Source organism: Actinoplanes utahensis (assembly GCF_016862455.1).
In the GTDB taxonomy this organism is placed as follows: Bacteria; Actinomycetota; Actinomycetes; order Mycobacteriales; family Micromonosporaceae; genus Actinoplanes; species Actinoplanes utahensis.
Genome location: NZ_BOMZ01000062.1, coordinates 80910 through 106058, shown reverse-complemented (window position 1 = coordinate 106058; position 25149 = coordinate 80910). Strand labels below are relative to the sequence as shown.

19 protein-coding genes and 1 pseudogene are annotated in these 25149 nt (G+C 73.1%); 12 read left to right on the top strand and 8 right to left on the bottom strand.

Features of this window, described 5'->3' with window-relative positions:
• Positions 1 to 6: 6 nt before the first annotated feature.
• Positions 7 to 630: an FMN-dependent NADH-azoreductase gene (locus Aut01nite_RS22450; protein WP_043529052.1), complete on the bottom strand. Its 624-nt coding sequence runs from the start codon at positions 628 to 630 to the stop codon at positions 7 to 9.
• A gap of 113 nt (positions 631 to 743) precedes the next feature.
• Here Aut01nite_RS22450 and Aut01nite_RS22445 point away from each other — a divergent pair, with 113 nt between their 5' ends.
• Positions 744 to 1238 (top strand): MarR family winged helix-turn-helix transcriptional regulator, encoded by a 495-nt coding sequence (locus Aut01nite_RS22445; protein WP_043529053.1) that lies wholly within the window; start codon positions 744 to 746, stop codon positions 1236 to 1238.
• Here the strand turns inward: Aut01nite_RS22445 and Aut01nite_RS22440 are convergent.
• Positions 1235 to 4081, bottom strand: coding sequence for a tetratricopeptide repeat protein (locus Aut01nite_RS22440; protein ID WP_052164204.1), 2847 nt, complete (start codon positions 4079 to 4081; stop codon positions 1235 to 1237). The genes Aut01nite_RS22445 and Aut01nite_RS22440 overlap by 4 nt on opposite strands.
• A gap of 130 nt (positions 4082 to 4211) precedes the next feature.
• Here Aut01nite_RS22440 and Aut01nite_RS22435 point away from each other — a divergent pair, with 130 nt between their 5' ends.
• Positions 4212 to 4682, top strand: a complete 471-nt coding sequence (locus Aut01nite_RS22435) for a tail fiber domain-containing protein (RefSeq protein ID WP_043529054.1) — start codon at positions 4212 to 4214, stop codon at positions 4680 to 4682.
• Here Aut01nite_RS22435 and Aut01nite_RS22430 read toward each other — a convergent pair.
• Entirely contained in the window at positions 4662 to 5561 is a 900-nt protein-coding gene (locus tag Aut01nite_RS22430) for a LysR family transcriptional regulator (RefSeq protein ID WP_043529055.1), read from the bottom strand. The genes Aut01nite_RS22435 and Aut01nite_RS22430 overlap by 21 nt on opposite strands.
• Before the next feature lie 73 nt (positions 5562 to 5634).
• On the opposite strand from Aut01nite_RS22430, the gene Aut01nite_RS22425 reads away from it, so the two are divergent.
• Entirely contained in the window at positions 5635 to 6675 is a 1041-nt protein-coding gene (locus tag Aut01nite_RS22425) for a DMT family transporter (RefSeq protein WP_236642949.1), read from the top strand.
• Between the two features lie 412 nt (positions 6676 to 7087).
• On the opposite strand, the pseudogene Aut01nite_RS44870 reads toward Aut01nite_RS22425, so the two are convergent.
• Both Aut01nite_RS44870 and Aut01nite_RS22415 read right to left on the bottom strand, forming a co-directional pair.
• Positions 7088 to 7948 (bottom strand): annotated as a pseudogene (locus Aut01nite_RS44870) (NAD(P)-dependent oxidoreductase); the annotation flags it as partial.
• Between the two features lie 67 nt (positions 7949 to 8015).
• A complete protein-coding gene (locus Aut01nite_RS22415; protein ID WP_043529058.1) occupies positions 8016 to 8774 on the bottom strand; it encodes a class I SAM-dependent methyltransferase in 759 nt (252 codons plus the stop codon).
• A gap of 208 nt (positions 8775 to 8982) precedes the next feature.
• On the opposite strand from Aut01nite_RS22415, the gene Aut01nite_RS22410 reads away from it, so the two are divergent.
• Positions 8983 to 9249, top strand: coding sequence for a hypothetical protein (locus Aut01nite_RS22410; protein ID WP_043529059.1), 267 nt, complete (start codon positions 8983 to 8985; stop codon positions 9247 to 9249).
• Between the two features lie 19 nt (positions 9250 to 9268).
• Here Aut01nite_RS22410 and mptB read toward each other — a convergent pair whose 3' ends face one another.
• Positions 9269 to 10675 (bottom strand): polyprenol phosphomannose-dependent alpha 1,6 mannosyltransferase MptB, encoded by a 1407-nt coding sequence (gene mptB, locus Aut01nite_RS22405; protein ID WP_052164205.1) that lies wholly within the window; start codon positions 10673 to 10675, stop codon positions 9269 to 9271.
• Positions 10676 to 11013: 338 nt separating this feature from the next.
• Between mptB and Aut01nite_RS22400 the strand changes: the two genes are divergently transcribed.
• Positions 11014 to 11415, top strand: a complete 402-nt coding sequence (locus Aut01nite_RS22400) for an STAS domain-containing protein (RefSeq protein WP_043529061.1) — start codon at positions 11014 to 11016, stop codon at positions 11413 to 11415.
• A gap of 112 nt (positions 11416 to 11527) precedes the next feature.
• On the opposite strand, the gene Aut01nite_RS22395 is transcribed toward Aut01nite_RS22400, so the two are convergent.
• Positions 11528 to 12457: a LysR family transcriptional regulator gene (locus tag Aut01nite_RS22395; protein WP_052164206.1), complete on the bottom strand. Its 930-nt coding sequence runs from the start codon at positions 12455 to 12457 to the stop codon at positions 11528 to 11530.
• 70 nt (positions 12458 to 12527) lie between these two features.
• On the opposite strand from Aut01nite_RS22395, the gene Aut01nite_RS22390 reads away from it, so the two are divergent.
• Together Aut01nite_RS22390 and Aut01nite_RS22385 are read left to right on the top strand one after the other, a co-directional pair.
• Positions 12528 to 13151: a LysE family translocator gene (locus Aut01nite_RS22390; protein WP_043529094.1), complete on the top strand. Its 624-nt coding sequence runs from the start codon at positions 12528 to 12530 to the stop codon at positions 13149 to 13151.
• A 107-nt stretch (positions 13152 to 13258) separates the two neighbouring features.
• Complete coding sequence (locus Aut01nite_RS22385) at positions 13259 to 18079, top strand: PDDEXK-like endonuclease domain-containing protein (RefSeq protein ID WP_052164207.1); 4821 nt, start codon at positions 13259 to 13261, stop codon at positions 18077 to 18079.
• A 128-nt stretch (positions 18080 to 18207) separates the two neighbouring features.
• Here Aut01nite_RS22385 and Aut01nite_RS22380 read toward each other — a convergent pair whose 3' ends face one another.
• Positions 18208 to 20034, bottom strand: a complete 1827-nt coding sequence (locus Aut01nite_RS22380) for a polysaccharide biosynthesis protein (RefSeq protein ID WP_236642951.1) — start codon at positions 20032 to 20034, stop codon at positions 18208 to 18210.
• 129 nt (positions 20035 to 20163) lie between these two features.
• Between Aut01nite_RS22380 and Aut01nite_RS22375 the strand changes: the two genes are divergently transcribed.
• Genes Aut01nite_RS22375 through Aut01nite_RS22355 form a run of 5 tightly spaced genes read left to right on the top strand, consistent with a single transcriptional unit; the run spans position 20164 to position 25146 of the window.
• Positions 20164 to 21558: a tyrosine-protein kinase domain-containing protein gene (locus Aut01nite_RS22375; RefSeq protein ID WP_043529062.1), complete on the top strand. Its 1395-nt coding sequence runs from the start codon at positions 20164 to 20166 to the stop codon at positions 21556 to 21558.
• Positions 21555 to 22295 (top strand): TylF/MycF/NovP-related O-methyltransferase, encoded by a 741-nt coding sequence (locus tag Aut01nite_RS22370; protein WP_043529063.1) that lies wholly within the window; start codon positions 21555 to 21557, stop codon positions 22293 to 22295. The genes Aut01nite_RS22375 and Aut01nite_RS22370 overlap by 4 nt, the downstream gene beginning before the upstream one ends.
• Position 22296: 1 nt before the next feature.
• Entirely contained in the window at positions 22297 to 23115 is an 819-nt protein-coding gene (locus Aut01nite_RS22365; RefSeq protein WP_043529064.1) for a transketolase, read from the top strand.
• Positions 23112 to 24059 carry a transketolase family protein gene (locus tag Aut01nite_RS22360; RefSeq protein ID WP_204037635.1) on the top strand — a complete coding sequence of 316 codons (948 nt, stop codon included), beginning with the start codon at positions 23112 to 23114 and terminating at the stop codon, positions 24057 to 24059. The genes Aut01nite_RS22365 and Aut01nite_RS22360 overlap by 4 nt, the downstream gene beginning before the upstream one ends.
• A complete protein-coding gene (locus Aut01nite_RS22355; protein WP_043529101.1) occupies positions 24034 to 25146 on the top strand; it encodes a DegT/DnrJ/EryC1/StrS family aminotransferase in 1113 nt (370 codons plus the stop codon). Before Aut01nite_RS22360 ends, Aut01nite_RS22355 begins: the two co-directional genes overlap by 26 nt.
• Positions 25147 to 25149 lie beyond the last annotated feature (3 nt).

The window sequence follows — 25149 nt, the reverse complement described above, 5'->3', positions numbered from 1 at the left end:
TCGTGATCAGATGTGGGCGGCCAGGGTGCGGCCGGCCTCGGCGGCGGCGACGAAGGCGGCCTGGCGCATCGCCTCGGCGGTGTCCTTGAAGGCGTCCAGCGCGGGGTTGACGCCGACCAGGGTGAACTCGCGCTCGATCAGGGTCAGCTCGGCGCCCCAGATGTCGCCGACGACGCGGGTGATGTAGGCGGTGTTGTAGTCCCAGCCCTCACGCGGGGTGCCGGCGCCGTACGCGCCGCCGCGGGTGGTGAGGACGACGGCGGGCTTGCCGTCGAGCAGCTTCTCGCCCTGCTCGCCACCGGCGATGGCCAGGTCGAACCAGGTCTTGACGTGCTGGGAGACGCCGTAGTTGTAGAACGGCAGCGCGAGGATGACCGCGTCGGCGGCGCGCAGCTCGCCGGCCAGCTCGCCGGCCAGGGCGACCGCGCTGTTCTGGGCGTCGCTGCGCTGGTCGGCGGGCACGTAACCGGCGGAGACGGCGGCGGCCCAGGCGTCGGCGGGCAGCGGGTTCTGGCCGAGGTGGCGGCGGGTGATCGGGGCGCCGGACAGCTCCTTCTCGACCAGGTCGGCGAGCTCGCTGCTCGCGGAGTTGGGGCCGAGGATGCTGGCGTCGATGCGCAGGATAGCCATGAGCTTCTCCCAATCAGGAAATATCACTTTAGGGGGGACTTGAATGTTCAAGGAGAAGCATGACATCGCAAGTATTGAACATTCAAGTAGGCGGTCGCGTATTCTTCTCAGTCGTGAGCGATCCCACAGCCGTCCCCTGGCTCTCCGACGACGAGACACGCGCCTGGATGGCCCTCACCGCCGTGCTGACCGCCCTGCCCCCGGCCATCGACGCCCAGCTCAAACGGGACGCCGGGCTGAACTTCTTCGAGTACACGATCCTGTCCTCGCTGTCCCAGGCGCCCGGTCACGCCGTACGGATGGGGAATCTCGCCCACCTCGCCGCCGGATCACCGTCCCGCCTGTCGCATGCCGTGTCCCGTCTGGAGAAGCACGGCTGGGTGACCCGCCGCCAGACGGACTCCGCCGAGTCCCGCTGTGTCACGGCGGTCCTCACCGAGGCCGGCCTGGCGGTGGTGGTGGCCGCCGCTCCCGATCACGTCCGGGAGGCCCGCCGCCTGGTCTTCGACGCCCTCACCCCGGAGCAGGTCGCCCAGCTCGCGCAGATCGGCCGCCTGCTGCTGACCGCCGCCGCCCCGCACCTGACCTCCTGCCTCGGCGAGCCCTAACCGGCACGCAGCCGGGCGTGCAGCCGGGCGGTCTCCGGGGCGGGGGCGGTGCCGAGGCGGTCGTCGAGGAGGCGGGTCAGCTGCTGGTACTGGTGCAGGGCGCGGCCGCGTTCGCCGAGGGCGGCGTGACAGCGCATCAGACCGCGGTGGCCGGCCTCGATCAGCGGGTCGTGGGCGATCAGGCGGGTGAAGACACCGGCGGCCTCGGCGAAGCGGCCGTCCCGGGCGAGCAGGCCGCCGAGGGTACGCAGCACCCGTTCGTACTCCCGGCGAAGGTCCTCGCGTTGCTCCTCGGCCCACTCCCCCGCCGGCAGGTCGGCCAGGAAGTCACCGTGGTAGTAGCCGGCCGCCTCCTGGAGAGCGCCGACGTCCCGGGCGGTCGCGGCGGCCCCGCGGAAACCGGCGACGTCGTAACGCAGCGGGAGCGCGGACTCCACGTGGTAGGCGCCGCCGGAGTAGCGCACGGTCATCGCGTCGCCGACGGCCCGGCGCAGGAACTTCAGGCAGGTGTGGAAGCTGTTGCGCAGCTCGGTACGGGAGGCGTCCGGCCACAGCGCCAGCCCGATCTCCGCCTTGGTCGCGCCGGGCCGGGTCAGCAGGTGATAGAGCAGCTCCCGCGGTTTGGCGTAGGTCCAGTCCTCCGGGCCGAGCGCCCGCCCGGACAGCACCACGGCGCTGCGGCCGAGCGCACGGACGACCACCTCGGCCGGCGGGGCGAGCGCGGCTCGTACCGCGTGGTCCAGGGGAAGGACCTCACCGGCCACCTCCGCCGTCGCGTGCACCCGCCGGTCATGGGCGGCGCGGTCGGCCGGCGGCACCGGCGTGCCGAGGGTCTCGCGCAGCCGGGCGGCGGCCGCCAGCAGCCGGGCGTCGGCGCACAGGCCGCCGAGGGCGTCGAGGACCGCGGCGGTACGCCACCGGTCGCCGAGTTCGTGATGGACGGTCAGGCTGCGGCGCAGCAGGGCCACGGCCTCGTCCCGGTCACCGGCGTCCGCCGCGATCAGCCCGAGCCGCTCCTCGGCCCATGCCGTGACCTCCCGCAACCCGAGCCGGCGCCCCAGGTCGAGGGCGGCCTGGAGCAGCGGCCGGGCCCCGTCCGGATCGCCCCCGCCGTGCCGGGCGCAGGCCAGGTGGACGAGCGTGGTCGCGACGCCCTCGTCGTCGCCGAGCTCCCGGAACCGGCGTAACGCCTCACCGGACAGTCGCTCGGCCCGGGCGTGATCGTTCTCCAGCCACGCGGTGAGGCCCATCGACCGCAGCGCCCGGGCGATCCCGGCCGGTTCGCCGCCGCGGCGCCGGATCTCCAGCACCTCCTCGTGGTGGCGGCGGGCCTCGGCGTACCGGCCCTGTTCCCGGTCGATGCAGCCGAGGAACTGGAGCGTGACGGCCCGTCCCCGGTCGTCGCCGGTGACCGCGTACAGGTCCCGGGCCCGGTTCAGCCGGGCGGCCGCCGACGGGTAGTCGCATTGCAGGAACTCCATCGTGCCCAGCGCGGTCAGGGCCTTGGCGCGGGCCGTCGAGGAGATGCCGTGGTGTGCGGCCAGGACGGCACGGCCCAGCCACTGACGGCCCTCGGCGTACTGGCCGGTGAGCCGCCAGTACCGGCCGAGCGCCCCGGCGAGCCGGATGAACAGCACCGGTTCGTGGCTGTCCGCCCAGCTCAGCGCGGCACGCAGGTTGTGTCGGTCGTGGTCGAGCCGACCGAGCCAGCGGGACTGGTCGCCGCCGTCGAGCCCCTCCTCGGCGCGTTCGGTGACGGTCAGCATGAACGCCGCATGCCGCGCCGAGATGTGGTGGGCCTGGTCGCCGAGGCGTTGCGCGGCGTACTGGCGGACCACCTCCAGCAGCCGGTACCGCTCCTCGGCGCCGTCGGTGCGGGCCTGCACCAGGGACTTGTCGACCAGCCGGGCCAGCAGCCGCAAAGTGTCCAGGTCGGCGTCGCCGCCGGCGGCCACCGCGGAGGCGGCCGCCAGGGTGAACCCACCCCGGAACACCGACAGCCGAGCGAACATCGCCCGTTCCGGCCCGGACAGCAGGTCGTGGCTCCAGTCCAGGGTGGCGCGCAGGGTGGCCTGCCGGGCCGGGACGTCCCGGTCGGTGGTCGCCAGCAGCGACACGGCGTCGTCGAGATAGTCCACGATCCGGGGCAGCGGCAGCATCCGCAGGCGGGCCGCGGCCAGCTCCAGGGCGAGCGGCAGGCCGTCGAGACGGCGGCAGAGCCGGGCGACGTCGGCGGCGTTGGCGTCGGTCACCGCGAAGTCGGCGACCACCAGCCGGGCCCGGTCGGTGAACATCCGGACGGCCTGGCTGCCGGCCAGATCGGCGGCGGTGGGCGCGGGCGCGTCGGCGGGCACCGACAGGCCGCCCACCCACCAGGCCGTCTCCAGCGCGACGGCGAGCGGCTCCCGGCTGGTGGTCAGCACCCGCAGGCCGGGGCACTCCCGCAGCAGGTAGCCGACCAGGGCGGCGCATCCGGCCACCAGGTGCTCGCAGTTGTCCAGCACCAGCAGGCCCTCGGTGTCGCGCAGGAGCTCGGCCAGGACCTCCCGCGGCGCCCGGCCGGGCGTCTCGGCGGCGCCCAGCGCACCGGCCACCGCGGCGTCCAGCAGGGACGGACGGTCCAGCTGGGCGAGCGACACCCACCAGGTCGGCCGCCCGGCGGCGGAGAGCCGATCGCGTACGGCGTACGCCAGCCTGGTCTTTCCGCTTCCGCCGGGTCCGACCAGGGTGATCAGGCGGGAACGGCCGATCGCGCCGAGCAGCTCGGCGATGTCGGCGTCGCGGCCGACAAGCGGGACGGCGAGCACGATCCCAGCGTCGAACCGGGCGGCCCGTCCGGTCAAGGCGAGTGTCGACTACCTGCCCCACCCCGCACCGCCCCCCGCGGCACCCCGCGATGCACCCCGCACCCGCCCGGCAGCCTGATGTCATCACGCCGGCACCGTGCCGGGGTAGCACCGAAAGGGAAAGACATTGGCAGCGCCGATCTTCCTCGAGACGCAGAACGGAAACTTCCGGCACATCCATCTGCGGAACAACTTCAACCAGACCCACCAGACCGGGATGCGGATCACCGACGACGGGTTCTTCCAGATCACCAACCGGATCAACGGCGGGACCGAGGCCCGGCTGGACAGCGGCGGCAACTGGACCAAGGCCAGCGACCGGCGCATGAAGCGGGACATCGAGAGCGTCTCCGGGCTGCTGGACAAGGTCGTCGCGCTGAAGCCGGTCGAGTACTACTACACCAGCCAGGACGTGTCGGAGCAGCCGGCCAAGCAGATGGGTCTCATCGCCCAGGACGTCGAGGAGGTGCTTCCGCAGCTCGTCGTCGACTCCGTGGAGGGCAAGTACCTGGACTACCTGGGCCTGGTGCCGGTCCTGATCGGAGCGGTCAAGGAGCTCGCCGCGCAGGTCGCCGAGCTACGCGATCAGCGCTCCTGAGATCGAGCGCAACGTCTCCAGCACGGTCCGGACCGAGGCGCGATGCAGCGTCTCGGGCCGGGCCAGCACGTCGATGTGCCGGACCGCCGGCAGGTCGGCGAGCGGCCGCAGCGCCAGCCGCGGATCCGGCACGGTGGTCAGGCCGGGCAGCAGGGCGAGCACCTCACCGGCCGCCACCACCGACGCCGCGACGGTGAACTCGTTGATCCGGTGCCGGATCTCCAGCGGCCGCCCGGACGCCGCCGCGATCGCCGTCAGCACCCCGGTCAGCGGAAAGCCCTCGTGCACGCTGATCCACGGCCAACCGCTCACGTCCGCCGCGGTCAGCCGGTCCCGGGCGGCGAGCGGATGGTCCGCCGACATCGCCACGTTCAGCGGCTCGCGGATCAGCGGGAGCACGGCGAGCCGGTCGGCGGGCCAGGGCGGGCTGTACGCCAGCCGGTGCGCCACCACCAGGTCGTAGTCACCGACCAGGCTGGGGAACTCGGCGTGCGCCACATCCCGGTCCGCGCAGCGCACCGGGGGCCCGCCGGTCTCGGCGAGACGCCGGATCAGCGGCGCGAACCAGGTCACCCCGGCACTGTGGAACGCGGCCACGCTCACCGGCGTGCCGGGCTCGTCCAGGTAGTCGCCGACCGCCCGGGACGCCCGGTCCAGCGCCGTCATCACCTCGACCGCGGCCGTCGCCAGGGCCCGACCCGCCTCGGTCAGCACCAGTCGCCGCCCGCTGCGCTCGGTCAGCGGCACCCGCGCCGACCGCTGCAGGGCGCCGAGCTGCTGCGACACCGCGGACGGGGTGATGTGCAGGGCACGCGCGACGGCGGCGACACTGCCCCGCTCGCCCAGCTCACGCAGCAGTCTCAGGTGATGCGGATCCATTAGCGTCCACTACATCGTCGTTTCACGGGTTGCCGTCTTGTCTACCGTATCGGCGGGCCGCAGGCTTCCCACTGTGACGGGAGACCTTCTGCTGCTGGCCGTGGCCGTGATCTGGGGCAGCAGCTATCTGGCGGCGAAGACCCTGGTGGTGGTCGCGGGCGTGCTGGTGGTGCTGGCGCTGCGCTACCTGGTGTCGATGGCGGCCATGCTGCCGCTGATGATCAGGAGGCGGCCGGGGCCGGGTGAGCTGCGGGTGGGGCTGCTGCTCGGGTGCACGCAGGCGGCGGTGCTGGTGCTGGAGACGTACGGGGTGTCGCTGACCAGCGCCACCAACGCCGGCGTGCTGATCAGCCTGACGATCCTGCTCACCCCACTGATGCAGGGCGGCCTGCCGCCGCGGTTCTTCCTGGCCGCCGGCGCCGCCACCGGTGGGGTGGTGCTCCTGGTGGCCGGACCCGGGCTGCGTACGCCGTCGGCCGGTGACGCGCTGATGCTGGCGGCCGCCGTGGTCCGCGCCGCGCACGTCACCCTGTCCGGCCGGCTCAGCCGGCCCGCGTACGACACGGTCACCCTCACCACGTTGCAGACCGTGGTCGGGGCGGTGGTGTTCACCGTCGCGGCCGGGCCGGCGCTGCTGCCGGCGGTCGCCGGGTTCGGGGCCGGCGAGTGGCTGGGCGTGCTGTACCTGGCGCTGTGCTGCAGCGTCTTCGCGTTCGTGGTGCAGTTGTGGGCGGTCCGCCGCACCTCCGCCACCCGGGCCAGCCTGCTGCTCGGCACCGAGCCGGTGTGGGCGGTCCTGATCGGCGTGAGCCTCGGCGGCGAGCACCTGACCGCGCTGGCCACCGCCGGCATCGGCCTGGTCCTGGCCGGCACCTGGTGGGGCCAGCGGATCGAACGCGCCCACCGGTCACGGGCAGAACCGCACGTACCGATCCGGGTGCCCGGTGTCGTCGAACCGGACGGTCCCGTCGACGCCGCCGATGCGCACCTCCCGGGCGCCGGTGAACTCCGCCCGGATGTCGCCCGCGACGACGTGCCGCTCAGCGCAGTAGGCTTCCGCCAGCGCCCATCCGGACTGCCGGCTGAGCAGCCCGGCCCGGGTCCGCACCCGTAACTCGGTGCGCTCCACATGCTTCCAGTCCTCGGCGGTGATCCGGACGATGTCGTGCCCGCCGTCCCCCGACACCGCGACCACCTCGGTTGCCAGCACCTTCCGCGTGAAGCCGGAGAAGAATAAACCCGTGACGCCGGTGGCCCCGGCCACCACCAGGACCAGAACGATCAGCACCACCCGGACGGCGACCGCCCGGGTCCCGAGCCAGACGGCCGCGACGAGCGCCACCCCGGCGAGGATCGGCGCCACGATCGGGAAGACCTCGCCCTCGGTGAAGGCGAGCACGAGATAGCCGGTCTGCGGAATCGTGCCGAACCAGAACAGCGCCAGCACGAACGCGGCGAACACCAGAAGGATCCGAGCGGTGACGCTCCTGGCACGTGGGGACATCGCCACATGGTAGCCATCAACATCAATGGGCGAAGGCCCTGATCACGGCCGCCATGTCGGCTCCACCGTGCCCGTCCGCGTCGGCCCGCGCGTACAGGTCGCGGCACACGTCCAGCAGAGGTGAGACGATGCCGGCCTGCCGGGCCGCGCCCACGATCAGCTCGCTGTTGTAGAGGACGTCGCGGAGCGCGGCCTGCACGGTGAAATCCCGGTCGGTCAGCTTGCGGCCCTTCACCCGGGAGACCGCGCTGGCCATCGGGCCGGCGTCCAGGGCCGCGAGCAGGGTCCGCTGATCGAGCCCGTGCCGTTCGGCGAAGTGGAACGCCTCGGCCAGCCCGGTCACCATGCTGATCAGGAAGGTGTTGACGGCCAGTTTCATCAGCAGCGCGCCCGGCACCGCCCCGCACCGCACGATCTCCCGACACATCGGCCGCAGCACCGCCTCGATCCCCGGATCGCCTCCGGCGATCATCACCACCAGGTCGCCGGTCTCCGCGGGCCCGCGCGACCCCGAGACAGGAGCTTCGGTGTACGCGCCACCGGCGGCCGTGACATCGGCGGCGAGCCCGGCCGAGTACGCGGGCGCGGTCGTTCCCATGTGCACGACCGTGCGCCCGCCGACCATCGCGGCGAACCGTCCGGTCCCCCGCCCGAGCACCTCGTCGATCACCCGGTCGTCGGCGAGCATCAGGATCACGGTCTGCGCCTCGGCGAACACCTGGGCCGGTCCGGCGGCGACCATCGCCCCGGCCGCCCGCAACGGCCCGGCCCGCTCCGGCGTGCGATTCCACACGATCAGCTCGGTCCCGGCCCGGGCCAGGTTGAGGGCCATCGGCTGCCCCATGACGCCGAGCCCGATGAATCCGACTGTCATCCCCGCGACGTTACGGCCGCTACCCGCCTCCGCTCAGTGGCCAATTCGCCACTGCCGGCCCGTCTCGGATGTCTCCTCAGCCGTTTTCCCTCGTGGCTTCGATCAGGGTGCGGGTGGAGTGGCTCACGAAGACCCCGTGCTCGCGGATGTGCGCGTCGAGGCGCTCCAGCTCCGGCCGATAGCGGTCGACGGTGAAGCCGGGCACCCACCAGACGCATGTGCGGAGGATGTAGACGACCGCGCCGATGTCGAAGAACTCCATCCGGCAGCGCGCCGTCCGCAAGTCGGCGATCCGCAGGCCGGCGGCCCGCGCCGCCGCGGCCTCACGCTCGGGATCGCGGCTGAGCCGCTCCCCTGCCAGCGGGCCACGGAACCACTCGATCAGCTCGAACGCGGACGCCGGTCCGACATGCTGGGCGAGGTAGGCGCCCTGCGGGGTGAGCACGCGAGCGATCTCGCGCCAGTCGGGATCCACCGGGTGGCGGCTGCTCACCAGCTCGAAGGCGGCGTCCGGAAACGGCAGGGGCTCTCCCTGCTCGACGGCGACCACGTCCACCCCGCGGGGCGACAGCAGACGGTGAGCGCGTTCCGCGTTCGGGCGCCATCCCTCGGTGACGACCATCCTGGCCGGCAGCCGGGGCGCCTCGGCGATGATCTCGCCGCCTCCGGTGTCGATGTCCAGGGCCGAGGCGACCCGGGCGAGGCGCGCGGCGAGGAGACGCGAGTATCCCCACGGTGGCCGGTCCTCGGTGGCTCGCCCGCGCAGCCAGTGGAAACTCCACCCGGACACGTCGACGTGGGCCGCCTCGTCGACGAGATCCTCGAAGGTACGCACACCACCATCCTGGCGATGCGGTCAACCGGATAAGGCGTCCGTCGATATCATGCCGCCATGCCGGAGACCTTGCAGCGGACCGGACCGATGCCGATCTCGCGGCGGCTCGCCCGGGGGGCTTCTCCTGTGGCCGGCGTGGCTCGCGGCGGCCGCGGCGGCGGCCCTGGGACGGGCGGCCTACCTGCGGGGTGAGGCGTACATCCCCTCGATGGGCGACGAGTACACCGCCTCGATCGTGATCTGGCCCGGCGCGCTGTGGCCGGTCGCGTTGGTGGTGATGTACACGGCGATGTTCGGGCACTTCGTCGGGGTGTGCCTGGTCGTGGCGGGCGTCGCACGGCTGGCGGATCCGGCGGCGCGAGCCGACCGGCGGGCCTGGCGGTGGCTGCCGGCCGGCACGCTGCTGGCCGCGGTGATCGTGGTGCTGGCGTTCTCGCCGCCCGGCGAGTCGGTCCGGTCCTGGATTCTGGACTGAGCTCGCCGGGCCCGCGGGGTCAGGCCGTGGTCACCGGGTGCGGGGTCCGGGCGGCGGCCTGGCGCTGCCGGAAGTAGCGGACCGCCAGGACGATCAGGACGATGGTCACGATCGGGGCGCCGGGGAACTTCACGAAGCGCGTCAGGCCGCTGCCGTCCGGCAGGACGATGAAGGCCGAGATGATGGTGATCACCATCATGGCCTTGTTGCGGACGGTCGTGGCGGCCAGGAAGGTGAGCGGCCACAACGCGTACCACGGGTGGAAGACCGGGGACAGCACCACGAACGCGGTGAGCGCCAGCGCGGCGCCCCGCAGGGCGGCCCGGGTCCGGTACTGCGCGGGGGTGCGCAGGGCCCGGACCCACAACCACACCAGGGTGACGGCGAGCAGGGCCAGCGCCACGTTGCGGACGAACGGGACGGCGTTGAAATCGGCGCTGAACGGCCGGCCCAGGTAGGTGATGGTCATGCCGACCGCGGTCGGCGGCGACGAGAACTGGATCAGCGAGACGCTGCCCTGCATGGCCGGCACCCAGCCGAAACCGAGGCCGCTGGTGACCGTGACGACACCGAACGAGGCCAGCGCGCCCCCGCCGACGAGCGCCGTGGCGGCCAGGAACGACCGGGCGGCGATCAGCACGGCGAACGGGATCAGCACCACGGTGGTGGCCTTGACCGAGAACGCCAGCCCGAGCAGCGCGCCGCCGGCGACCAGGGCGACCGGATGGGAACTGGCTCGGACGATCACGAAGAAGCCGAGCACCGCGAACCCGAGCATGACCGCGTCGTTGTGCGGCGCGCCCAGCAGATGCGCCCCGATCAGGGGCCCGGCGAGCGCGACCCAGACGGCGCGCTGCGGGTCCACGCCGCAGCGGCGCGCCAGCGCCGGCAGACCGGCCGCGATCGCGGCCATGCCGGCCAGGGTGACCAGGCGGAACAGGACGAGCGCGGTGGTCAGGTTGCTGCCCAGCCAGACCGCGAACGCGGCGACCAGGATGAACATCGGGCCGTACGGGGTGACGCTCTCGCGCCAGATCGGCGAGACGGTCTCCAGGTAGGTGCAGGGCAGGGCGTCGACGCCGAACCTGTACGGGTCGATGTCGTGCAGGAACATCTCACCCTGGCACCAGTACGAGTAGAAGTCGCGGCTGCCGACCGGCGGGGTCAGCAGGAACGGCAGCGACCAGAGCAGGGCCGTGACCAGACCCCACCGGACCGAGGGGACCCGGTCCCGGCCGGACCACCACGCATATGCCTGGATGGCCGTGCCGAGCAGCCAGAGGCCGAGGATGGCCGGGCCGTAGGGGCCCTGCGCGATGCTGACCGGGGTGGACCTGAGGTCGGCGTCGGGATGCGCGCCGCCGAGCCAGCCGGCCACGGCGAGCATGACCGAGCCGGACAAGCCGAACCATCGGATGAACGTCATTGACACGGGCAACAATATTTGGTCCATCCGGTCTCCACCAACTTCTGACCGGCGAACGATAACCCAAGGCGGCAACCCGGGACGACCGGCGCAGGCGGCCGATAGTGGCTGTTTGTGACGAACCGCACGGCTGGCCGTCAGCGCACCACACGATAGGTGACACGCCTACCACACCGCGCCCGCCGCTGGCCCCGAAAGGCCAATGAGCCCAGGTCGGCTCGGCCGAACGGTGGTGCCCGGGGCGGGGAACCCGGCCGGCTGACGGGTGATCCGGGCCCGCCATCACCGTCCGATGGCGCAGAATCGAGGACGCCCGGCCGCCGAGGGGAAGGAACCTGATGACCGGCCCGTTCGCGGTGAGCAAGCACCATGACGGCGATGACGCCGTCCGCCTCCTGGTGGTCGGCGACATCGACCACGACGTCAGCGAAGCACTGAGCCACATCCTGATCAACGCCGTCGAACAGCCCGGGGTCCGGACGCTCGTGGTGGACCTCGGCCGGGTTCCCACCGTCGCGGCGAGCGGCATCCGGAGCCTGATGGTCGGCCGGCAGGAGGCACTGCGGCGGGGCTGCCACTATCGCGTCACCAACGCCCACGGGCTGGTCGGGGACATGCTGCGGGCCGCCGGGGTGGCCGAGTTCCTGTCCCTGCCGCCCGAGCCGGCGGTCCGCGCGCGCCACGACGGACCGGCCTACCGGATCCGCCTCGAGCCGGTGCACGCGGAGGTGCCGGCCTGACCGATCCCCGCGAGATCCGGCCGGCGGATCCCCACGAGGTCCGGCCGGCGGATCCCCACGAGGTCCGGCCGGCGCCCGGCATCCGGTGTGCCGGCCCGGCGGTGCGGCGGGATCACGCCGGTGGCCGCCGGCCGCGCCGGTGCTCGAGGTGGGTGCGTGCGGTGAGCGCGTCGTGCAGGTAACCGGAGAGCGCCAGGACGGCCGGTGACCGGTCGGTGGCCCGGGTGGTGGCGTAGATCTGCCGGGCCAGGCCGGCGGGCCGGGCGATCGGCAGATAGGTGACGCCCCGCCGGGCGACGGCCGCGAGCTGCGGCACCAGCGACACCCCGAACCCGGCGGCGACCATGGCGAGCACCATCGGATAGCTGTGCACCCGGATGTCGACGCGCGGCACGAAACCGGCGGCTCGGCACGCCATCTCGGTGGCGGCCTGGAAACCGGTGCTGGTCAGGGCGGCGACCCAGGGGGTCGCGGCGAAGTCGGCGAGGTGCGCCGGCTCCCGCTCGGCGGTCTCCGGCACGGCCAGCAGCATCGGCTCCCGGTACAGCGGCCGCTGGCCGAGCCCGCGCAGATCGGGCCGGGACAGCGGAGCGTACTCGTGGGTGACCGCCAGATCGATCGTTCCGGACCGCACCCCGGGCAGCGCCTGGTCCGACTCCAGTTCGCTGAACCGCAGTTCGATCTCCGGATGCCGCCGCCGGAACTCGGTCAGCGCCGGGATCACGAAACTGGTCCCGGCGGTGGCGAACGCCGCCACCCGGATCGTGCCGCCGCGCAGCCCGGCCACGTCGCGGGCAGCACGTTCCGCCTCGTCGAGCGCGGCGAGGAGCCGTCCGGCGTGCTCGGCGAGGACCCGGCCGGCCTCGGTGAGCCGCACACTGCGGGCCGACCGTTCCAGCAGGGCGGCGCCGATGTCGCGTTCCAGGGCGGACAGCTGCTGGGAGGCGGCCGCGGCGGTGCATCCGGCCCGGGTCGCGGCGGCCGCGATGGTGCCGGTCTCCGCCACGTCACGCAACAGGGCCAGCCGGCGGGGATCGAGCATCAGCGGATCTTATGCTCAGCGGTGGCCGTACCGGATGGATCTCATGCTCGCGCGGCGGCAGGCTGACCGCATGTCGTGGGATCCGCAATTGCTCGCCGCCTTCACCGCCGCCACCGTCGTCGCGATGCTCGCGCCCGGGCCGGACATGCTGTTCGTGCTCGGCTGCGGGATGCGCAGCGGCCCCCGTGCCGGGCTGCTGGCGACCGCCGGGCTGGCCACCAGTGAGGCGGTGCACGTGCTGATCGCGGCGGCCGGTCTGACCGCGCTGTTCACGGCGGTCCCGCAGGCTTTCACGGCGCTGCGGGTAGCCGGCGCGGTGTACCTGGCGTACCTCGGCGTGCAGATGATCCGGCGGCGCGGCTCGTCGCTGGAGCCGTCCGGGGCGGTGATGTCCGGCCGGCGCGCGTACCTGACCGGTTTCCTGACCAACCTGTCCAACCCGAAGATGATCGCCTTCTCGGTGGCGTTCCTGCCGCAGTTCGTCGATCCGGCGCTCGGGCCGGTGTGGGCGCAGTTCGCGGTGCTCGGCCTGATCCTGATCGTGCTGGAGTTCCTGATCGACGGCGCCGTCGGGGTCTTCGCCGGCCGTATCGGCGCCTGGCTGCGGCCTCGCCGCACCCTGAGCCGCCGTCTCGACACCGTGACCGGCGGGATCCTGATCACTCTCGGGTTCCGGCTGGCCCTCGACCGCTGACCCGACTTCGATCGTCCCCGCTCCACACGCATCGAACTGTTCGTGCGCCGTGCCCGGAAATGAGCGGAACGCGTACGGAGAATCTGAATTTTTGTTGCAATTGGGGCATGAGAGACCGTGCGGAAGTACGGGCGGCGCTGCACGCCTGGCGAGACAGCCTCGTCGACCTGGGTGACACCAACCGGCTGATCAACTTTCCGGTCGACCATCCCGACCTCGTGGAGATCGTCGGGCCGGAGCCGGAGGCGGTGGTGGCCGCCCTGCACCGCGACGACGACTGCGGCCTGGCCGGCAGCGGCGCCGACCCGGAACGGCTGGCCGGCACCGGCTCGGCCTGCGGTGAGGTGTTCCGCAGCGAGATGCCGGACACCGCGCTCGACGCCGTGCTGCGGCGGCTGGCGAAGAAGGCCCGCCAGGAGTACCTGGACCGCGGCGTCTCGGTGCTGCACCTGGTGCTCGGCATGCTGCACTGGCGCGACGAGGACGACGAGCCGTTCACCGCGCCGGTGCTGCTGCTGCCGGTCGAGCTGGTGACGCCCGGCCCCGGTGACCCGCCACTGCTGCGGCTGCGCGACGACGACCCGGTGTTCAATCCGGCGCTCGCGATCCGGCTGCGCCGCCTCGGCATCGAGCCGCCCGCCGTGCACCCGGAGTCCGGCCTGGACGTCGGCGCCGTCTGGTCGGGGTTGCAGAGCCTGGTGGCGCGCCGTCGCGGCTGGTACGTCGAACGCACCATGCTGCTGTGCAACCTGACCTTCCACAAGGAGGCCATCTACCGGGACCTGCTGGTCAACGAGGACCGGATCGTCGCGCACCCGGTCGTGCGGGCGCTCGCCGGCACCGACGGGCAGCGGTCGGAGTTCCGGTTCGCGCCGATCCAGGCCGGCGACATCGACCGGCTCGCCCCGCCCGAGCACATCCCGCTCGTCCTGGACGCCGACGCCTCGCAGCGGGCCTGCGTCGCCGCCGCGGTGGCCGGGCACAGCTTCGTGATGGACGGCCCGCCCGGCACCGGCAAGTCGCAGACCATCGCCAACATGATCGGCTGCCTGCTGCACGCCGGGAAACGGGTGCTGTTCGTCTCGGAGAAGGCGGCCGCCCTCGACGTGGTGCATCACCGGCTGGTCGAGTCCGGGCTGAACCGGCACGTCCTGGAACTGCACGGCACCAAGGCCGGGCGCAGGGAGGTGGCCACCGCGCTGGCCGCCGCCCTCGACGAGGAGCCGGCCCCGGCCGGACGGCCCGCCACGCTGGACCGGCGCACGCCGCGGGAGTTGCGGGAACAACTGAGCGCGTACGCGTACGCCATGAACGAGGTCCGCAAGCCGCTGGGCCGCAGCCTGCACGACGTGCTGGGGATCTGCGCCGGTCTGGTCGACGCCCCGGCCGCACCGGTGCCGGTGATCGCCGTGGAGACGGTCACCTCGGATTCGCTGCGCCGGATCCGGGACGCCGCCGAGCGGCTGGCCGGCGCCTGGCGCACCGTCGTCGACCGGGACACCCTGCCGTGGCGTGACGTGCTGCGCCGCGAACCCCTCGACCCGCTGCTGTCCCGGGCCGAACGGGCGCTGGCCGGGCTGGCCCGTTCCCGGCAGGGCGACACGTCCCCGTTCGGCCTGGACGGCCCGGACGACGCCGGTGTGCTGGCCCGGCTCGCCACCCACGCCGGCAAACGGCCGCCGCACGTGCCCGACGCGTGGGTGAGCACCCCCGACCTCGCGCCGATCCGGGCCGCCGCCGAGGCGCTGAGCCGCGATCTCACCACGGTCCGGGCCGCCCGGGACGCCGCCACCCAGCGCGCCGGGACGACCTGGTCGGCGCTGCCGCTGCCGTCCGAGCTGCCCCCGGTGCCGGGCCTGGCCGGGCTCACCCCCGAGCCGGTCGACCTGGATCCGCTGACCGCCGCCGAGGCGGACCGGCAGGCGCAGGCGTGCACCGAGGCCGCCGACACCCTGGAACGGCACCGCGCCGCCGTCGACCGGATCACCGCGAAGCTCGGGCTGCCGAACGCGGTCCGGGTCGCCGACATCGGCCGGGTCGCCGACATCGCCGAACTCGGGGCGCGGGCACACCGGCCGGAGCCGTTCTGGTTCGGCCAGGGCACCGCGGCGACCGTCAAGAGCGGCGCCCAGGTGCTGCGCCGGGCCATGGAGAACCTGGTCGCCGCCGAGGTGCGGGCCCGGCCGTTCTTCGCCGAGGGGATCCTCACCCAGCCCCTCGACGAGCTTGCCGACCGGTTCGCCCGGGTGCATCGGGGCTGGCGGCGGATGTTCGGCGCGTACCGCAAGGACCGGCAGATCGTGGCGGCGTTCGTGCTGCCCGGGGTCGCGGTGCGGGACGCGCTGCCCCGGCTGGACACCGCGCTGGCCTGGCAGCGGGCCCGGCATGACCTGGCCGCGGCCGAGCAGGCGTACGGGCCGGTGCTCGGCCGTTACTGGCAGGGCGCGGGCACCGACTTCGCCGCGGTCGACGAGGCCCTGGACGTGGTCGAGGCGGCGGTACGGTCGGCGCCGGCCACCGCGATGGCCACCGTCGCCGCGTACATCTGCAACGCCAAGCCGGACCCGGAGCTGATCCGGCAGGCGACCGCCGCCCGGGAGGCGATCCTCGGCCAGAAGCCCGGGCCGTTCAGCGCCGACCGGCCGGAACTGGTGGCCGGCCCGATCGACGCGGCGCTCGGCTGGCTGCGGGCGCACGGGGTGGCCCTGGCCGCCGCCGCCGCGGTGGTGCACGCCTACGACGTGGCGACCGGCCGCACCCTGAACTTCGCCGAGGTGTCGCACCTCGGGCGGCTGCGGCAGGAGGTGGCCGCCGCCGAGGCCGCGCTCGCCGAACGGGCCGGCGACTACCGGGCCGTGCTCGGCGACGGCTACCGGGGCGCGGACACCGACGACACGGCCCTGTCCACGGCGATCGAGTGGACGGCGACCGCCCGTACCCTGCTGACCGGCGAGGACCGGCCGATGTCGGCCGTCCAGGCCGACGCGCTGCGCAACCTGCGTCCGGTCGCCGGTCTGGCCCGGCTCGCCGAACAGTGGGCCGAGGCCCGCCAGGAGATGCTGGAGGCGTTCGCCCCGGCCCGGCACCCGGATCTGACCGCCCGGCTCGCCGGCCACGACGGGGCGCAGCGGTTCCTGCAGGAGATCCGGGCCGACGCCGGCGGGCAGGAGGAGTGGTTCGCGGCGCAGGACGCGCGGGCGGTGCTCAGCGGGTACGGCCTGGACGGTGTCGTCGAGCACTGCGCCGACCTGCGGGCCGCCCCCGACGAGGTGCGCCCCGCCGTGGAACGGGCGGTGTTCCGGTCCTGGGCCGACGCGGTCATCCAGGCCGACCAGCGGCTGCGGCCGTGGCGGGCGGCCGACCGGGACCGTCTGGTGGCCGACTTCCAGACCCTGGACGTACGGCTCGGCACGACCGCCGCCCGCGACATCGCCGAGGCGGTGGCCGGTCGCCGTCCCACCACCGACGGCCCGTCCGCCGACCTGATCCGCCGGGAGGCGATGAAGGCCAGCCGGCACCTGCCGGTCCGTGACCTGATCGGGCAGGCCCGCGAGCTGATCCTCGGGCTGCGCCCCTGCTTCCTGATGTCGCCGCTGACGGTGAGTCACTCGCTGCCCGCGGACATCCGGTTCGACGTGGTCATCTTCGACGAGGCGTCCCAGGTCACCCCGGCCGACGCGATCAACTGCATCTATCGGGGCGCCGCGCTGATCACCGCCGGTGACGACCGGCAGCTGCCGCCGACGTCGTTCTTCGAACGCTCGCTGGGCTCGGCCGAGGAGTCCGACGCCGAACTGCCGGTGCTGGACTTCGAGTCGGTGCTGGAGCTGGCGAAGGGCTGCGGCGCGTTCCCCAGCCTGGGCCTGAACTGGCACTACCGCAGCCGGCACGAGGCCCTGATCGCCTTCTCCAACCACGCCTTCTATCAGAGCCGGCTCAGCGTCTTCCCGAGCGCGGCCGCGTCCGGCCCGGACACCGGGGTGGCGCTGATCCCGGCCGGCGGTGTCTACCGGCGCAGCACCGGCCGGGACAACCCGCTCGAGGCCGATCGGGTGGCCGAGCGGATCCTGCACCACTTCACCACCCGGCCGGGCCTGTCGCTCGGGGTGGTGACGTTCTCGGTGGCGCAGGCCGAGGCGATCGAACGGGCGGTCGGCGCGCTCGCCGCCGGGCAGCCCGGACTGGAACGGATCCTCGACGACGACCGGCTGCACGGCTTCTTCATCAAGAGCCTGGAGACGGTGCAGGGCGACGAACGCGACGTGATGATCTTCTCGATCGGGTACGGCTACGACGAGGCCGGGAAGATCAGCGCCAACTTCGGGGCGCTGAACCGGCCGAACGGCTGGCGCCGGCTGAACGTGGCGATCACCCGCGCCCGTTACCGGGTGGAGATCGTCACCTCGATCAGCGCCCGGGACGTGCCGGAGACCGACAACGAGGGGGTCCGGCTGCTCGCCGACTACCTCGACTACGCCGAACGCGGGCCGGCCGCCCTCGAGATCACCGAACGGGACCCCGCCAACGGCAGCGTCTTCCCGGAGTCGGTGCTGACCACCGTACGGTCCTGGGGCTACCCGGCGGTCGCGGCGCTGGGCTCGTCCGGCGGCCGGGTCGACATCGGCGTGCAGGTGCCGGGCCGGGCCGACGCGGGGTACGCGCTCGGCATCCGCTGCGACGGCACCGCCTACGCCGGCTGTTCCGCGGCCCGCGACCGGGACCGGCTCAGCGAGCAGGTCCTGACGAACCTGGGCTGGAAGCTGCACCGGATCTGGGCGGTCGCCTGGTACCGGGATCGCGAACGCGAGGAACAGCGGCTGCGCTCGGCGCTGGAGGCCGCGGTCGGCACCCCCCGGCTGACCCTGTCCGACCGGCCGGCCACCCGCCCGGTCCGCGCCCTGGAACCCGCCGCCGATCCCGCGTGCTGACCTCCGCCGCGCCTGGCGCACCGCGGCGCGTGGTGAAGTGCGGCGCGTGGTGAAGTGCGGCGCGTGGTGAAGTGCGGCGCGTGGTGAAGTGCGGCGCGTGGTGAAGTGCGGCTGCACCACGCCACAGCTCACCACACGGCTCCGCGTGGCGAGCTGTGGCGCACAGGACGGCCGACCTCGACGCACTCCACGGCAGGGGCGCAGAGCCGGACCAGGACGGCGATCACTTCGTCGGGGCCGGCGTCGGGATCGACGCCGGCCAGGTCGGCGGCGCTCAGCGGCGGCACCGCGACGTGCGAGATCAGTGGGTGGAACGGGCGCCGGTCCACCTCCCCGGCGCCGAACAGGACCTCGGCCAGTTTCTCCCCCGGCCGCAGCCCGGTGTAGCGGATCTCCACCGGCGCCGGCCGCAGCGCGACCATCTGCCGCGCCACCTCGGCGATCCGGACCGGCTCGCCCATCTCCAGCACCAGCGCCTCGCCGTCCCGGCCGATCGCGGCGGCCTGGATCACCAGGTGCACCGCCTCCTGGACGGTCATGAAATAGCGGGTCACGTCCGGGTGGGTGACGGTGACCGGGCCGCCGTCGGCGATCTGCGCGGTGAACGTGGTGAACACCGACCCGCGGCTGCCCAGCACGTTGCCGAACCGGACGCTGAGGAACGTGCCCGGGTTGCGCCCGGCGGTCCAGGCGGTGAGCCGTTCGGTGACGCGTTTGCTGTAGCCGAGGACGCTGCTCGGGTCGGCGGCCTTGTCGGTGGAGATGTTGACGAACCGCTCCACTCCGGCGGCGGCCTCCAGCACGTTGAGCGTACCGAGGACGTTGGTCTTGACCGCCTCCCCGGGAAACCGCTGGAGAAGCGCCAGATGCTTGAGGGCCGCGGCGTGGAAGACCACCTCCGGGCGCCGGGTCCGGAAGATGTGCCGCAGGTGGGCGGCGTCGCGCAGGTCGGCGAGGATCACCGACGGATCGTCGATGCCGGACCGGGCGTCGATGGACAGCTGGGTGGCCTGCAGCGCCGACTCGTCCCGGTCCAGCATCATCAGCTCGGCCGGGTGGAACCGGTGGATCTGCCGGCACAGCTCCGAGCCGATCGAGCCGCCCGCGCCGGTGACCAGCACCCGCTTGCCCGCCAGGTAGCCGGCGATGGCGTCCAGGTCGGTCTCGATCTGGTGCCGGCCGAGCAGGTCGGCGACCGAGACGTCGCGGATGTCGTCGACCTCGACCGGATGGTCCATCAGCTCGGTCACCGACGGCACCACCTTGAAGGTGGCCCCGGCCGCCACGGTCCGGTCCCGGACGTCACGCAGCAGGTCCGCCTCGGCGTTCGCGACGGCGAAGACGACCATCGTCGCGCCGGTCCGGGCCAGCACCGCCGGAATGTCGGCGCGGGCGCCGAGCACCGGCACCCCGGACCGGCGCAGCCGCCGTTTGCGCGGGTCGTCGTCGATCAGGCCGACCGGCAGGTAACGCCCGCCCGGATCGTTGAGCATCGACCGGAGCAGGAGATCGGTGGTCCGGCCGGCGCCGAACAGCACGACCGGGGCGGCGACCCGCTCGTCCGGGCGCTGCCGGCGACGGTGCCGCAGGGTGTGCGCGTACCGGGCGGCGAGCATCAGCATCAGTGCGAACGCCCCGCCCTCGATCGGGGCGCCGAGCGGCACCGGGTGCCGCGGCAGGGCCGCCGCGGCGGCCAGGACGGCGGTCGCGGTCAGCGCGACGGTCACGGCGAGGGCGCGGACCTCTTCCAGGCTGGCGTACGGGTACCGCCCGCGATAGAGGTGCACGGCATGCCCGATCGCGCCCTGCAACGCGACGGCGAGCAGAACGGTGACCGCCGTGCCGGCCATCCGCCCCGGATCGGCGCCGGGCCGGGTGAGCACCGCTGCCGCCATGCCGATCGCCCAGGCCGCGCCGTCGCCGGCCGCTGGGAACAGGTCGTCTCGCGAGCGCAACTGTCCTCCCGCAGGGTTCGCCGCCAGATTATCAGCCTTTTCCACCTTAAAGAGGTATTGCTCGATACTGCCCAGTGACGTGCTGTATGCCCCTAATCTGGCTGGTAGCCACGGAACGGGGAGGTCTGCATGGGCCTACGCGATTACCTCCGTGTCGCCCGGAGACATTGGTGGCTGCTGGTGGGCTCGCTCCTGATCGCGCTGGGCGTGGCGCTGGTGGTGAACATCCGGACCACTCCGGTGTACGCCGCCCGGGTCACGTTCTTCTTCACCGCGCCGATGGCCGAGGCCGCCGAACTCTACCCGGCCAGCATGTTCTCCTCGGGACGGCTCGCCACGTACGCCGAACTGCTGGCCAGCGACGAGATCGCGGTGCCGTTGGCGAACGGGTCCGGGATCGCCCTGACGCCCGAGGAGATCGGCGAACGGCTCACCGCCGAGACCATCGCCGACACGGTACTGATGGAGGTCACCGTGGAGGACACCGACCGGCCGCGGGCGCTGCTGCTCGCGCAGCGTCTGGGCGTGCTGTTCAAGGACACCGTCGAGAAGCTGGAAGCGGAGCCCGGCAAGGGCTCCGCGGTCCGGGTGGAGATCGTCGACGGCCCCCGCCTGGAGAAGGACCTGGTCGCTCCGCGCGAACTGAACAACTACGCGCTCGCCGTGATGGCCGGCCTGATCGTCGGCGGCGGCTCGGCCGTGCTGCGTGAGGTCTCCGACACCACCGTGCGGTCCGCCGAGTCGCTGCGGACGCTGACCGCCACCCAGGTGCTGGCCCGGGTGCCGGAGGACGACACCGCGCCCACCTCGGCCGGGCCGTTCGTGTCGGCGAGCGCGTCGGCACGGACCGAGGCGCTGCGCCAGGTCCGCACCATGCTGCAGACCGTCGCGGCCGGCACCTCGCTGAAGACCCTGGCGGTGACCAGCGCGGTGCCGCGGGAGGGCCGGTCGGCGACGGTGTGCAGCCTGGCCCTGCTGTTCGCCGAGACCGGGCAGCGGGTGCTCGTCGTCGACGCGGAGTTGCGCCGGCCCCGCCTGGCCCGGTTCCTCGGCCTGGACGGCCAGGTCGGGCTGAGCGGTGTGCTCGGCGGTACGGCCACCTTGGACCAGGCGGTGCAGCCCTGGGGGGTCGGGCTGTGGCTGCTGGCCGGCGGGCACCCGCCGCACAATCCGAGCGAGCTGCTCAGCTCGCCGCGGATGACCGAGGTGGTCGACGAGGTACGCCGCCGCTTCGACGTGGTGCTCTTCGACTGCCCGCCGCTGCTGCCGGTCACCGACGGTGAGGTGGTGGCGGCCCGCGCCGACGGCACGCTGCTGGTGGTGCGGTCCCGGCGGACCACGAACGCGCAGGTCGAGGGCGCCGTCCGGGCGCTGCACGCGGTCAACGCCACACTGCTCGGCTGTGTGCTCAACATGGTGCCGCGCCGCGACCCGGACGCCGCCCCGAGCTTCGACGAGTACACCGCGCCCCGCCAGGAACGACGGCGCTGGTGGGGACGGATGTCGCTGGAGGTGGCCTCATGACGCGACCGGGCGGACTGCAGAATGCGGCCGAACGGCAGGTGCCGGGGGCGATCGCGGAGGTGTTCCGGAACAGCGCCGACGATCTGCCGACCCGGCTGGCGAACATGGCGCGGTACGCCCGCCGGGCGCAGGTGACCCGGTTCGCGGCCCTCTACGAACTGTTCAAGCTGGTTCTGCCGGTGAAGGGCTCGATCGTCGAGTGCGGTGTCTTCCGGGGCGCCAGCTTCATGACGTTCGCGCAGCTCAGCGCGGCCCTCGAACCGACCAACCTGACCCGGCGGCTGTACGGGTTCGACTCGTTCGGCGGCTTCCCGGCGGTGACCGGGCCGGACCGGCCGGAGAGCACCGGGGCCCGAGCCGGCGACCTGGCTGCGGACAGTTTCGACGAGCTGAACCGGCTGCTGGAGATCTACGACACCGACCGGTTCCTCGGTCACCTGCCGAAGGCCCGGCTGATCCGCGGCGACGTCACCGAGACGATCCCGGCGTTCGTGGCCGAGCACCCGCACCTGGTGATCAGCCTGCTCTTCCTCGACCTGGACCTGTACGAGCCGACCGCGGTGGCGCTGCGGCACCTGCTGCCCCGGATGCCGAAGGGCGCGGTGCTCGCCTTCGACGAGCTGGACAATCCGCTGTGGCCCGGGGAGACGGCGGCCGTGCTGGACGAGATCGGCATCAACGGGCTGGAGCTGCGGCGGTTCGAGTTCGACCCGTACATCGGATATGCGGTCCTCTGAGATGACCACCGGAACCGGATCGCCGGAGGTCGCGCGGGCCGTACGGGCGCACGTGCTGCGGATGACCAGCATCGGCCGCAGCTCGCACGTCGGGTCGGCGCTGTCCTGCGCGGACCTGCTCGCCGTGCTCTACACCGACGTGCTGCGGGTGGACCCGGCGCACCCGGACTGGCCGGACCGGGACCGGTTCATCATGAGCAAGGGCCACGCCGGGGCCGCCCTCTACGCGGTGCTCGCCGAACGCGGTTTCTTCGACCCGGCCGTACTGCACCGGCACTACCAGAACGGCTCCTACCTGTCCGGGCATGTCAGCCACGTCGGCATCCCGGGTGTCGAGTTCTCCACCGGATCGCTCGGGCACGGCCTGCCGGTCGGCGCCGGGCTGGCCTGGCGGGCCCGGCAGACCGGCCGGCCGTGGCGCACCTATGTGCTGCTCGGTGACGGTGAGTGCGACGAGGGCAGCGTGTGGGAGGCGGCCATGTTCGCCGGCCACCACGAGCTCGGCACCCTGGTCGCGGTCGTCGACTACAACGGCCTGCAGTCGCTCGGCACCACCGAGGAGACGCTGCGGCTGGAGCCGTTCGCGGCCAAGTGGGCGTCGTTCGGCTGGGAGGTGACCGAGGTGGACGGCCACGACCATGCCGCCCTGGCGCACGCGATGCGGGTGCCGCGGGATCCGGCGCCGGCCCGGCCGCGCTGCGTGCTCGCGCACACCGTGAAGGGCAAGGGCGTGTCGTTCATGGAGAACCAGGTGCTGTGGCACTACCGGCCGCCGTCGCCGGAGGAGCTGGAGCTGGCCCTGGCCGAGGTGGGCGGATGAGGAACCACTTCTTCGCCGGGCTTCTCGCGGCCGCGCTGATCGACCCGGACCTGGTGCTGATCACCGCCGACCTCGGGTACGGGGCGGTGGACGAGTTCGCGACGGCCCGGCCCGGCCAGTTCATCAACGCCGGGGTGGCCGAGCAGAACATGGCCGGGCTGGCGGCCGGGATCGCCCTCGCGGGCGGGCGGGTGTTCACCTACTCGATCGCGAACTTCCCGACGCTGCGGTGCCTGGAGCAGATCCGCAACGACATCTGCTACCACCACGCCGACGTGACGGTGGTGGCGGTGGGGGGCGGGATGGCATACGGCGCTCTCGGCATGTCCCACCACGCCACCGAGGACCTGGCGATCATGCGGGCGCTGCCGGGCATGGCGGTGGCCGCGCCCGGGGACGAGGCCGAGGTGGGGGCGGTCCTGACCGACCTGCTGGCCGGCGGCGGACCGGCCTATCTGCGGTTGGGCAAGACCGGTGAGGGTACGGTCCACACCCGCCCGATCGAGGCCCCGCGCGGCGCCTCGATCGCCCTGTCCCGTGGCGGTGAGGTGCTGTTGTGCAGCACCGGCGCGATCCTCGAGGTGGTCTGCCGGGCGGCGGAGCTGCTCGACGGCGACGGCATCCGCGCGGATGTGACCTCGTTCCCGTGGCTGGACCCGTTCGACACGGCGGCGATCAGGGAGGCGGCCCGCTCCTACGCGGCCGTCGTCACGGTCGAGGAGCACTCCATCGTCGGCGGGCTGGGCAGTGCGGTCGCCGAGGTGCTGGCCGAGGCCGCCGGCCCGGTGCCGCTGATCCGCATCGCGCTGCCGGCCCGGTCCCTGTCGGTCGTCGGCGATCAGGAGTACCTGCGTACCGCGTACGAGCTGGACCCGGAGTCGATCCGGCGGCGGGTCCGTGACCATCTGGAGGCGCACCGTGGACTGGCGAGTCAGGTTCGTTGACTACCCGGAGCAGTGGCGGCGGCAGCGCGACGAGCTGCTGCCGATCATCGAGGGCACCATCGCCGCCGGTGACCTCATGCTGCGGCAGCAGTTGCACGACTTCGAGGACCATCTGGCCGCCTTCAACTCCTCGCGCCGGGCGGTCGGGGTGAGCAACTGCACCGACGGGCTGCGGCTGCTCGCGCACGCCCTGGACGTCGGTCCCGGCGACGAGGTGGTGACGGTGGCGCACACCTTCATCGCGACCGTCTCGCCGTTCGTGCTGCGCGGCGCCACCCCGGTGTTCGTGGACATCGGGCCGGACCATCTGATGGACACCGCCGACCTGGCCGACAAGGTCACCGACCGCACCAAGGTGATCATTCCGGTGCATCTGAACGGCCGGACCGCCGACATGGTCGAGGTCATGAAGATCGCCGCGCAGGTCGGCGCGACCGTTCTGGAGGACGCGGCGCAGGCGCTCGGCGCCACCCTGGACGGCCGGACCGCCGGGACGTTCGGGCTGGCCAGCACATACTCGTTCTATCCGGCGAAGCTGCTCGGCGCGCTCGGTGACGGCGGCGCGGTGCTCACCGACGACGAGGAGCTGGCCGGCCGGCTGCTGCGGCTGCGCGACCACGGCCGGGTGGCGAAGGCGGAGATCGACGGCTGGGGCTACAACTGCCGCCTCGACAACCTGCAGGCGGCCGTCCTGGACTACCGGCTGTCGAGGCTGCCGGGCTGGATCGACCGCCGCCGGCAGCTGGCCCGGCTCTACGACGAGCGGTTGCGCGACCTGCCGGACCTTGGCGTCCCGATCGGGCCGGACGCCGACGCCCGCCGCCGCGACGTGTTCCAGAACTATCCGGTCACCACCGACGCCCGCGACCGCCTCGCCGAGCACCTGCGCGCCGACGGCGTCGAGACGCTGATCTCCTGGCCCATCCCGATGCACCGGCAGAAGGGTCTGGGCCTGGCGCACTGGAACCTGCCGCACACCGAGCTGCTGTGCCGCCGGGTGCTGTCCCTGCCGCTGCACCCGGAGCTCGAGGACTGGCAGATCGACCACGTGACCGGCAGCATCCGCCGGTTCTTCGGCGCCGGCTAGGAG

Excerpts from the sequence above, each read along its gene's own strand:
- Aut01nite_RS22430 (WP_043529055.1), bottom strand. The coding sequence starts at position 5,561 with ATGGATCCGCATCACCTGAGACTGCTGCGTGAGCTGGGCGAGCGGGGC.
- Aut01nite_RS22395 (WP_052164206.1), bottom strand. The coding sequence starts at position 12,457 with ATGCTCGATCCCCGCCGGCTGGCCCTGTTGCGTGACGTGGCGGAGACC.
- Aut01nite_RS22375 (WP_043529062.1), top strand. The coding sequence starts at position 20,164 with ATGGGCCTACGCGATTACCTCCGTGTCGCCCGGAGACATTGGTGGCTG.
- Aut01nite_RS22370 (WP_043529063.1), top strand. The coding sequence starts at position 21,555 with ATGACGCGACCGGGCGGACTGCAGAATGCGGCCGAACGGCAGGTGCCG.
- Aut01nite_RS22400 (WP_043529061.1), top strand. The coding sequence starts at position 11,014 with ATGACCGGCCCGTTCGCGGTGAGCAAGCACCATGACGGCGATGACGCC.
- mptB (WP_052164205.1), bottom strand. The coding sequence starts at position 10,675 with ATGACGTTCATCCGATGGTTCGGCTTGTCCGGCTCGGTCATGCTCGCC.
- Aut01nite_RS22410 (WP_043529059.1), top strand. The coding sequence starts at position 8,983 with ATGGGCGACGAGTACACCGCCTCGATCGTGATCTGGCCCGGCGCGCTG.
- Aut01nite_RS22390 (WP_043529094.1), top strand. The coding sequence starts at position 12,528 with ATGTCGTGGGATCCGCAATTGCTCGCCGCCTTCACCGCCGCCACCGTC.
- Aut01nite_RS22360 (WP_204037635.1), top strand. The coding sequence starts at position 23,112 with ATGAGGAACCACTTCTTCGCCGGGCTTCTCGCGGCCGCGCTGATCGAC.
- Aut01nite_RS22365 (WP_043529064.1), top strand. The coding sequence starts at position 22,297 with ATGACCACCGGAACCGGATCGCCGGAGGTCGCGCGGGCCGTACGGGCG.
- Aut01nite_RS22450 (WP_043529052.1), bottom strand. The coding sequence starts at position 630 with ATGGCTATCCTGCGCATCGACGCCAGCATCCTCGGCCCCAACTCCGCG.
- Aut01nite_RS22385 (WP_052164207.1), top strand. The coding sequence starts at position 13,259 with ATGAGAGACCGTGCGGAAGTACGGGCGGCGCTGCACGCCTGGCGAGAC.